The organism is Inquilinus sp. (assembly GCF_039594555.1).
Lineage (GTDB): Bacteria > Pseudomonadota > Alphaproteobacteria > DSM-16000 > Inquilinaceae > Inquilinus.
The window spans coordinates 1-7,450 of the sequence record NZ_JBCNNF010000344.1; the positions used below are offsets into that span (position 1 = coordinate 1).

Genomic DNA, 7,450 nt, shown 5'->3' on the forward strand with positions numbered 1-7,450 from the left:
TTTGAGAATGCGCTGGCGTGAGTCGGCTGGTGGTGGCTTCGAGAACCGGAGCGCAGCGGACATGGTCGTCCGTGAGCACCGGAAGCGCAGAAGCCGCCATCAGACGGCCGCGCCAGTAGCATTGACAAATCGTCTCGGACCATTCGACGCCTTGCCGCCCGGGGTCCGTCGCGACTATCCAGGCGGCATGCGCATCCTGTTCGTCTGCACCGGCAACATCTGCCGCTCGCCGACCGCCGAGGGCGTGATGCGGGCCAGGCTGGCGGCCGCGCGGCTGGACCACGCGGTCGACAGTGCCGGCACCCAGGGCTTCCATGCCGGCGAGCCGCCGCATCCGCCGGCGATCCGGGCCGCAGCCGCGCGCGGCTATGACCTGCTGCCGCTGCGCGCCCGCAAGCTGGAGCGGGCGGATTTCCGCCGCTTCGACCTGCTGCTGGCGATGGATCGCGGCCATCTCGACCGGATGCGCCGCCTGGCCGTCGCCGGCCCGGGCCGGATCGGCCTGTTCCTCGATTTCGCGCCGGGGCTGGAGGGGCGGGACGTGCCCGACCCCTATTACGGCGGCAGCGCCGATTTCGAGCATGTGCTGGACCTGGTCGAGGCCGGCTGCGACGGGCTGGTGGCGGCGCTGCGCGAGGGGCGGCTGGGCTAGGCCGGGACGCCGCCCGGCGCGTACTGCGCCGCGAACTCCGCCGTCGGGGCGATCGGCTTGATCACGTCGATCAGCACGCCGTTCGGGTCCCGGGTGATGAAGTGGCGCTGGCCGAACTTCTCGTCGCGTAGATCCAGCAGGATCGGCAGCCCGGCCGCTTTCAGCCGTTCGTATTCGGCATCGACATCCTCGACCTCGAAGTTCAGCAGCAGGCCGGAGACCCGGCCGCGGCCGACCGCCGGGATGGTCGCGTGGCTGGCGTCGAGGATGGCGAGGTTCACCCGCTCGTCCTCCACCGACTGCAGATGGACGTACCAGTCGGTCTCGAACAGCGGGCGGAAGCCGAAATGGCGGATGTAGAAGGCGGCGGTCGCCGCGACCTCAGCCGTCATGATCACCGGGTAGACGCTGGTGGTCTTCATGGCTTTCTCTCTCGCTCCGTGTAACATGCAGGCTGCATGTTTCTTTTCAACTAACATACAGGCTGCATGTATGCAACAGGATCGCCGGACCAACCGGGACCGCTCGGACCGCACCCAGGCCGCGCTGATCGCGGCGGCGCGCGGGCTGTTCGTCGAGCGCGGCTATGCCGAGACCGGAACGCCGGAGCTGGTCGCGGCGGCCGGCGTCACCCGCGGGGCGCTGTATCATCACTTCGCCGACAAGCAGGCGCTGTTCCGGGCGGTGGTGGAGGCCGAGGCCGCGGCGGTGACGACGGAGGTCGAGCGGGCCGCGCCGGCGGACCTGCCGCCGCTGGAGGCGCTGGAGGGGGGCGGCGACGCCTTCCTGCGGGCGATGGCGGCGCCGGGGCGCACCCGGCTGCTGCTGATCGAGGCGCCGGCGGTGCTGGGACGCGAAGCCGTGGACGAGATCGACGCCCGGCATGGCGGCCGGACGCTGCGCGAGGGGCTGGCGGCGGCGATGGCGACAGGGGCGCTGCGCCCCCTGCCGCTCGATGCCGCCGCCCAGCTGCTGGGCGCCGCCTATGACCGCGCGGCGCTCGCCATCGTCGGCGGGGCCGACCCGGCGGAGTGCCGCGCGGTGCTGGCGGCGCTGGTCGGCGGCCTCAGGCCTCCGCCGTCCGCGGCTGGCACGCCCGGGCCGGGCCGAAGATCGCGAAGCTGATCGCGGCCAGGACCCAGGCGCCGATGCCGCCATACAGCATCACCCAGCCGAAGCCGTCGACCAACGCGCCGTGCACGGCGGCGCCCGACGGGTCCGCCGCCAGCGCCGGATAGGACTGCGGCAGCGCGGCCAGGTTGCCGGCGGCAACGGAAGCGGCCAGCGCCTGCTGCTGCGCCGCGTCGAGCGCGCCGGACAGGGAGGCCGGCAGGGCCCAGCGGATGCCTTCCACCAGGATCAGCCCCATCACCGCGATGTTGATGGCGAGCGTGATCAGCCGGGCGCTGATGTCGATGCCCGACGCCATACCGGCCCGGTTGGCGGGGACCGAACCGGTGGTGGTGTTGGTCACCGGCGTGTTGGTCAGGCCGAGCCCGATGCCGGCCAGCAGCGTGCCGGGCAGCACGGTCAGCCAGCCGGCCTGCTCGACGCCCGCGCCCAGCCGCATCAGCAGGAAGCCGGTGCCCATCACCGCCATGCCGAGCGGGATGACCAGGCGCGGGCCGCCGCGCTGCAGCAGGCGGTCGGCCAGCGGCGGCATCACCAGGAACGGGATGGTGTAGGCCAGCAGCAGGAAGCCGACCGACCGGCTGTCGAGGCCCAGCCCGCCCTGGAAATAGATCGGCAGGTAGATCATGAACGGCCAGTAGCACCAGTTCATGCCGATGCAGCCGATGATCGCGCCGCTGAACCGGCGGATGCGGAACACCGAGAAGTCGAACATCGGGTGCGGGCTGATCCGCTCCGCCACCAGGAAGCCGGCGAAGGCGGCCAGGGTCAGGACGGCCAGGCCGATCGCTATGGCGCGGTCCAGCTCCATCCCCTGGGTGATCAGGAAGGCCAGGCCGAACACCGCCAGCGTCAGGGTGACGATGCCGGCGACGTCCAGCCTCTGCGCCTGCGGGTCGCGCGATTCGCGGATACCGATCAGGGACGGGATCAGCGCCAGCACGGTCAGCGGCACATGGATCAGGAACACCCAGTGCCAGCTGGACCAGCTGGCGATCAGCCCGCCGATGATCGGGCCGAAGCCGAGGCCGATGCCGCTGATCACGCCCCAGGCGGAGAAGGCGCGGCCGCGCTCGCGCTCGTCCTGGAACTGGTGCGAGATGATCGCGATCACGCAGGTCAGCATGGCGCCGCCGGCCAGGCCCTGCAGGAAGCGGGCGGCGATCAGCACCGACACGTCGTCGGCCAGGCCGCACATCAGCGAGGTGGCGCCGAAGGCGATGGTGGTGATGGTGAAGACGCGCTTGCGGCCGTAGCGGTCGGCCAGGGTGCCGGTCGCCATCAGCACCGTGGTGCAGGCGATGGTGTAGGCGTTCATGATCCATTGCAGCCCGCGGAAATCGGCGGGCAGCGCGGTTTCCAGCGTCGGCAGGATCACCGGCACGCTGGAGATCTCGAGGCCGAACATCAGCGCAGCCAGGCAGACGCCGACCAGCGCGGCCATGTTCCGGGCGGAGGGTGAAAGAGCCATGATCCTTCTCTCGAAGCGACAGCCGCGCCGCCGCGCAAACGCTTTGCGCGACCGGTTCCGGCGCGGAGGGTGTCGGTGGGGGCTCGATCGGGCCTGGCCCTGAATCTGGTCAATCGGCTTTCATGATGGAAATGAATTAATTTTGTGGCGTCCATTTTCCGCCATCATATATTTACGCCATGGACTTCGATCCCGCCCTGTTGCGCGCCTTCGTCGCCGTCCACGAGGCCGGCGGCTTCACCCGTGCGGCCGAACGGCTGCACCTGACCCAGTCGGCCGTCAGCCACCAGATCCGGCGGCTGGAGGAGCAGGTGGGCCGGCCGCTGTTGCACCGGACCACGCGCAAGCTGCTGCTGACCGAGGACGGGCAGGAGTTCCTGCGCTATGCCGAGCAGATCCTGCAGGCGCAGGAGGCGCTGACCCGGCGGTTCCTGCCGTCATCGGTCACCGGCGTCGTCCGCTTCGGGGTGCCGGAGAACTTCATGGGCGACCGGCTGCCGGTGCTGCTGCGCCGCTTCGCCCGCACCTACCCCCAGGTGCGGCTGGAGGTGTCGGTCAGCGTCTGCCTCGACCTGCGAGCCAAGGTCGATTCCGGGGAGCTGGACCTCGCCGTCGTCATGTCGCGGCCGGGCGAAACCGGCGGCATCGTGCTGCGGCGGACGCAATTCGTCTGGGCCGCGGCCGAGACCTTCGACTGGGCGCCGGGGACGTCGCTGCCGCTCGCACTGGCCCCGCCGCCCTGCCCCTGCCGCACCATCGCCGTCGACGCCATCTCCGCATCCGATGTCGAATGGCATGTCGGCTTCACCTCGGCCAACCAGCACGGGCTGCGGGCGGCGGTGCTGGCGGGGCTGGCCGCGTCTATGATCGCCAGCGACGAGATCGAGCCGGGGATGAAGATCCTCGACGGCCGCCACGGCCTGCCGCCGCTGCCGGAGGTGGAGTTCGCACTGATCTGGCGGCCCGGCGCCACCCTGCCCTGCGCGCGCGAGCTCGGCCGGCTGATCGTGGAATCGGCCGAGGCCGCGCCGGCGCAGCTGGCCCGGGCGGTGCCGGCGCGGCTCGCCCAGGCCATTTAGGCGGCGTCCTGCGCCTCCGCTACGGCGGGTGATCCCAGCCGCGACTGCACGAAGTCGATGAAGGCGCGCACCTTGGCTGGGGGCAGGTGGCGCGACGGGTACAGGGCGAAGAGCGGGAAGCTCTCGCCGGTCCAGTCCGGCAGCAGCTCGACCAGCTCGCCGCGGTCGATCAGGCGCTGCACGCCGATCGCCTTGACCCGGGCGATGCCCACCCCCTCCAGGCAGGCGCCGAGCATAGTGCCGAACTCCGCCACCATCAGCCGGCCGGTCGCCCGCACCTCCGCCACCTCGGCGCCGCGCCGGTACGTCCAGCTGTCGATCGGCTGGCCGGAGGCGGAATCGCGCACCTGGATGCAGGCGTGACGGGCCAGGTCGGCCGGCGCCCCCGGCCGGCCATGGGCGGCGACATAGGCCGGTGACGCCACGGTGATCGTCCGCGTCTCCAGCAGCTTGCGCGACACCAGCGAGGAATCCGGCGGGTGGCCGAAGCGCACGGCGATGTCGAAGCCCTCGCCCACCAAGTCGCCGAGCTGGTCCTTGGCCACCAGCTCCAGCGTCAGCTCGGGGTACAGCGCCAGGAAGTCCGGGATGTGATGCGCGAACAGCAGGCGCGAGAAGAAGGCGTCGACATTGACCCGCAGCCGGCCGCGCACGGCGGTGGCGGAGCCGGAGGTCACGGTCACCGCATCCTCGATCCCGGTCAGCAGCGGCACCACCTCGGCATAGAGGCGGCGGCCTTCATCGGTCAGGGCGACGGCGCGGGTGGTGCGGTCGAGCAGCCGGACGCCGACCCGCGCCTCCAGCCGCGCCACCGCCCGGCTGACGCCGGAGCGGGACAGGCCCAGCGCTTCGGCCGCGCGGGCGAAGCTGCCGCCTTCGACCACAGCGGCCAGCACGCCGACATTCGAGATCACCCGTCCGTCGAAGGCCATCGCGTCCTCCGTTGAATCCTAGTCACCAGTCTAGTGACTCGATGGCGTTCGCGGCAACGGTCCGGCGGACTTAGATCTTCGGCATCCGCTGAAGGAGACCGTAAGGATGTATGCGATCACGGGAATCACCGGCCAGGTGGGCGGCACGCTCGCCCGGCATCTGCTCGCCGCCGGGGAGGCTGTGCGCGCTATCGTGCGCGATGCGCGAAAGGGCGAGGCCTGGGCGGCGCAGGGCTGCGAGGTCGCCGTCGCCGGGATGGACGATGCGCCGGCCCTGGCCAGGGCCTTCGCCGGCGCCACCGCCGTCTTCATCCTGCCGCCGCCGGTGTTCGACCCGGAGCCCGGCTATCCCGAGGCGCGCCGGCTGGGCGACACGCTGGTGCAGGCGCTGACGGCCGCCCGGCCGGGCCGGGTGCTGCAGTTGTCGACCATCGGCGCCGATGCCGTCCACGACAACCTGCTGTCGCAGCACACGCTGCTGGAGGCGGCGCTGCGCGACCTGGACCTGCCGCTGACAGTCCTGCGGTCCGCCTGGTTCGTCGAGAACGCGGCCTGGGACGTGGCCTCGGCGCGCGATGAGGGCGTGATCCGCAGCTTCCTGGCACCGACCGGCCGCCCGGTGCCGATGGTGGCCACCGCGGATATCGGGCGCGTTGCGGCCGAGCTGATCCGCGAGGACTGGACCGGCCGGCGCGTGGTCGAGCTGGAGGGGCCGCGCCGGGTGTCGCCGGACGATCTGGCCGCCGCCTTCGCCGCGGCCCTCGGCCGGCCGGTGCGGGCCGAGCCGGTGGCGCGCGAGACCTGGGAGGGGCTGTTCCGGTCCCAGGGCATGCAGAACCCGATGCCGCGCATCCGCATGCTCGATGGCTTCAACGAGGGCTGGATCGAGTTCCGCGACGGCGGCCGCCACGCGCTGAAGGGCCGGATCGAGGCGGCGGAGGTGATCGCCGAACTGGTCGCCCGCGGCTGAGAACGGCGCGGTGGCGCGGCGTCAGTCGGGCTCCATCTGGCAGTCCGGCCCGACCCACTTGCCGGTCGAGATATCGAGCTCGTTGTCCATGCCTGCGGCGCCGCAGACTGGATAGCGATCGTCGCCGCGCCGCTCCATGCTGAGCGACCGGTAGCGCTTCACCAGGGTGTCGTGATCCGGCGGCGCCCTGTCCTGCCGCCGCGTCGAGAGCTTCATCATGCAGTTGGCGAAGGCGTCGGTTCCGTCCTGGAAGCCGAACTCGCCGCATTTCTGCCGGTCGTCCGCCAGCTGTTCGGCGTGGTCCGGGCCGCTGATGCATCCGGACAAGGACAGGAGAAGAAGGGCGGACCAGACCGTGCGATGCATTTTCCCCCTCGAGTTGCATGAGATCTCAAGCATCAGCGCATGGGGAAGGTATCGGGTCAAGGACAGGGGCCCTATCCCTTGATCGCCCCTGCCGTCAGCCCAGCGACGATCTTACGCTGGAAGATCAGCACCAGGACGATCAGGGGCAGGGTCACCACCACCGACGCCGCCATGATCGGGCCGAACGGGTATTCGTAGCGGCTGCCGCCGGAGATGGTGGCGATCGCCACCGGCACGGTCCGGTTCTCGTCCGACAGGATGAAGGTCAGGGCGAACAGGAACTCGTTCCAGGCCTGGATGAAGGCCAGCAGGCCGGTGGAGGCCAGGGCCGGTCCCATCAGCGGCAGCAGCACGCTGACCAGCACCCGGCCGCGGCTGGCGCCGTCCATCAGCGCCGCCTCCTCCAGCTCGCGCGGGATGTCCTGGATGAAGCCGGTCAGCACCCAGACGGTGAAGGGCAGGGTGAAGATCAGATAGGCGAAGGTCAGCGACCCGACCCGGTTGTACAGGCCGAACCAGCGCACCAGCTCGAACATCCCGGACAGCACCACGATCTGCGGGAAGATCGAGATCATCAGGATCACCAGCAGCACCGTCCGCCGCAGCGGGAAGTCCAGCCGGCCCAGCGCATAGGCCGCGCCGATGGCCAGCAGCAGCGAGATCCCGGTGGCCGAGCCGGCGACGATCAGCGAGTTGACGATCGAGCCGAGGAACACCGGGTCGTGCAGCAGCGCCTTATAATAGACCAGCTCGAAGGCCGGCAGCAGCGTCGCCTCGAACAGCGACGCCCCGGTCTTCAGCGAGGACACGATCGCCCAGTAGTAGGGGAACAGGGTGTAAACCAGCACC

The 7,450-nt window shown here is 70.8% G+C and carries 9 protein-coding genes; 4 read left to right on the forward strand and 5 right to left on the reverse strand.

Translation table 11 applies throughout. The features are described from left to right. The first annotated feature begins 187 nt into the window (after window positions 1–187). Window positions 188–652 (forward strand): low molecular weight protein-tyrosine-phosphatase, encoded by a 465-nt coding sequence (locus ABDW35_RS27765; protein WP_343717097.1) that lies wholly within the window; start codon window positions 188–190, stop codon window positions 650–652. Here ABDW35_RS27765 and ABDW35_RS27770 read toward each other — a convergent pair. After that, window positions 649–1,074, reverse strand: a complete 426-nt coding sequence (locus ABDW35_RS27770; protein WP_343717098.1) for a VOC family protein — start codon at window positions 1,072–1,074, stop codon at window positions 649–651. The genes ABDW35_RS27765 and ABDW35_RS27770 overlap by 4 nt on opposite strands. A gap of 70 nt (window positions 1,075–1,144) precedes the next feature. On the opposite strand from ABDW35_RS27770, the gene ABDW35_RS27775 reads away from it, so the two are divergent. Further along, the gene (locus ABDW35_RS27775; protein WP_343717099.1) at window positions 1,145–1,777 is read left to right on the forward strand and encodes a helix-turn-helix domain-containing protein; all 633 of its coding nucleotides are present in this window, start codon (window positions 1,145–1,147) and stop codon (window positions 1,775–1,777) included. Here the strand turns inward: ABDW35_RS27775 and ABDW35_RS27780 are convergent. Beyond that, window positions 1,719–3,254, reverse strand: coding sequence for an MFS transporter (locus ABDW35_RS27780; protein ID WP_343717100.1), 1,536 nt, complete (start codon window positions 3,252–3,254; stop codon window positions 1,719–1,721). The two genes, ABDW35_RS27775 and ABDW35_RS27780, sit on opposite strands and share 59 nt — an antisense overlap. A gap of 179 nt (window positions 3,255–3,433) precedes the next feature. Here ABDW35_RS27780 and ABDW35_RS27785 point away from each other — a divergent pair, with 179 nt between their 5' ends. Continuing rightward, the gene (locus ABDW35_RS27785; protein WP_343717101.1) at window positions 3,434–4,333 is read left to right on the forward strand and encodes a LysR substrate-binding domain-containing protein; all 900 of its coding nucleotides are present in this window, start codon (window positions 3,434–3,436) and stop codon (window positions 4,331–4,333) included. On the opposite strand, the gene ABDW35_RS27790 is transcribed toward ABDW35_RS27785, so the two are convergent. Beyond that, the gene (locus ABDW35_RS27790) at window positions 4,330–5,265 is read right to left on the reverse strand and encodes a LysR family transcriptional regulator (RefSeq protein WP_343717102.1); all 936 of its coding nucleotides are present in this window, start codon (window positions 5,263–5,265) and stop codon (window positions 4,330–4,332) included. The two genes, ABDW35_RS27785 and ABDW35_RS27790, sit on opposite strands and share 4 nt — an antisense overlap. Window positions 5,266–5,371: 106 nt before the next feature. Between ABDW35_RS27790 and ABDW35_RS27795 the strand changes: the two genes are divergently transcribed. Beyond that, window positions 5,372–6,235: an NmrA family NAD(P)-binding protein gene (locus ABDW35_RS27795; protein ID WP_343717103.1), complete on the forward strand. Its 864-nt coding sequence runs from the start codon at window positions 5,372–5,374 to the stop codon at window positions 6,233–6,235. Window positions 6,236–6,256: 21 nt separating this feature from the next. On the opposite strand, the gene ABDW35_RS27800 is transcribed toward ABDW35_RS27795, so the two are convergent. Both ABDW35_RS27800 and ABDW35_RS27805 read right to left on the reverse strand, forming a co-directional pair. Next, a complete protein-coding gene (locus ABDW35_RS27800; protein ID WP_343717104.1) occupies window positions 6,257–6,601 on the reverse strand; it encodes a hypothetical protein in 345 nt (114 codons plus the stop codon). Between the two features lie 71 nt (window positions 6,602–6,672). Next, window positions 6,673–7,449 carry a carbohydrate ABC transporter permease gene (locus ABDW35_RS27805; protein ID WP_343717105.1) on the reverse strand — a complete coding sequence of 259 codons (777 nt, stop codon included), beginning with the start codon at window positions 7,447–7,449 and terminating at the stop codon, window positions 6,673–6,675. Between the last annotated feature and the right edge of the window lies 1 nt (window position 7,450).

What these genes read in the sequence shown, in the direction of transcription:
- ABDW35_RS27800 (WP_343717104.1), bottom strand. Translation starts at nt 6,601, where the DNA reads ATGCATCGCACGGTCTGGTCCGCCCTTCTTCTCCTGTCCTTGTCCGGA.
- ABDW35_RS27785 (WP_343717101.1), top strand. Translation starts at nt 3,434, where the DNA reads ATGGACTTCGATCCCGCCCTGTTGCGCGCCTTCGTCGCCGTCCACGAG.
- ABDW35_RS27775 (WP_343717099.1), top strand. Translation starts at nt 1,145, where the DNA reads ATGCAACAGGATCGCCGGACCAACCGGGACCGCTCGGACCGCACCCAG.
- ABDW35_RS27795 (WP_343717103.1), top strand. Translation starts at nt 5,372, where the DNA reads ATGTATGCGATCACGGGAATCACCGGCCAGGTGGGCGGCACGCTCGCC.
- ABDW35_RS27770 (WP_343717098.1), bottom strand. Translation starts at nt 1,074, where the DNA reads ATGAAGACCACCAGCGTCTACCCGGTGATCATGACGGCTGAGGTCGCG.
- ABDW35_RS27765 (WP_343717097.1), top strand. Translation starts at nt 188, where the DNA reads ATGCGCATCCTGTTCGTCTGCACCGGCAACATCTGCCGCTCGCCGACC.
- ABDW35_RS27790 (WP_343717102.1), bottom strand. Translation starts at nt 5,265, where the DNA reads ATGGCCTTCGACGGACGGGTGATCTCGAATGTCGGCGTGCTGGCCGCT.
- ABDW35_RS27780 (WP_343717100.1), bottom strand. Translation starts at nt 3,254, where the DNA reads ATGGCTCTTTCACCCTCCGCCCGGAACATGGCCGCGCTGGTCGGCGTC.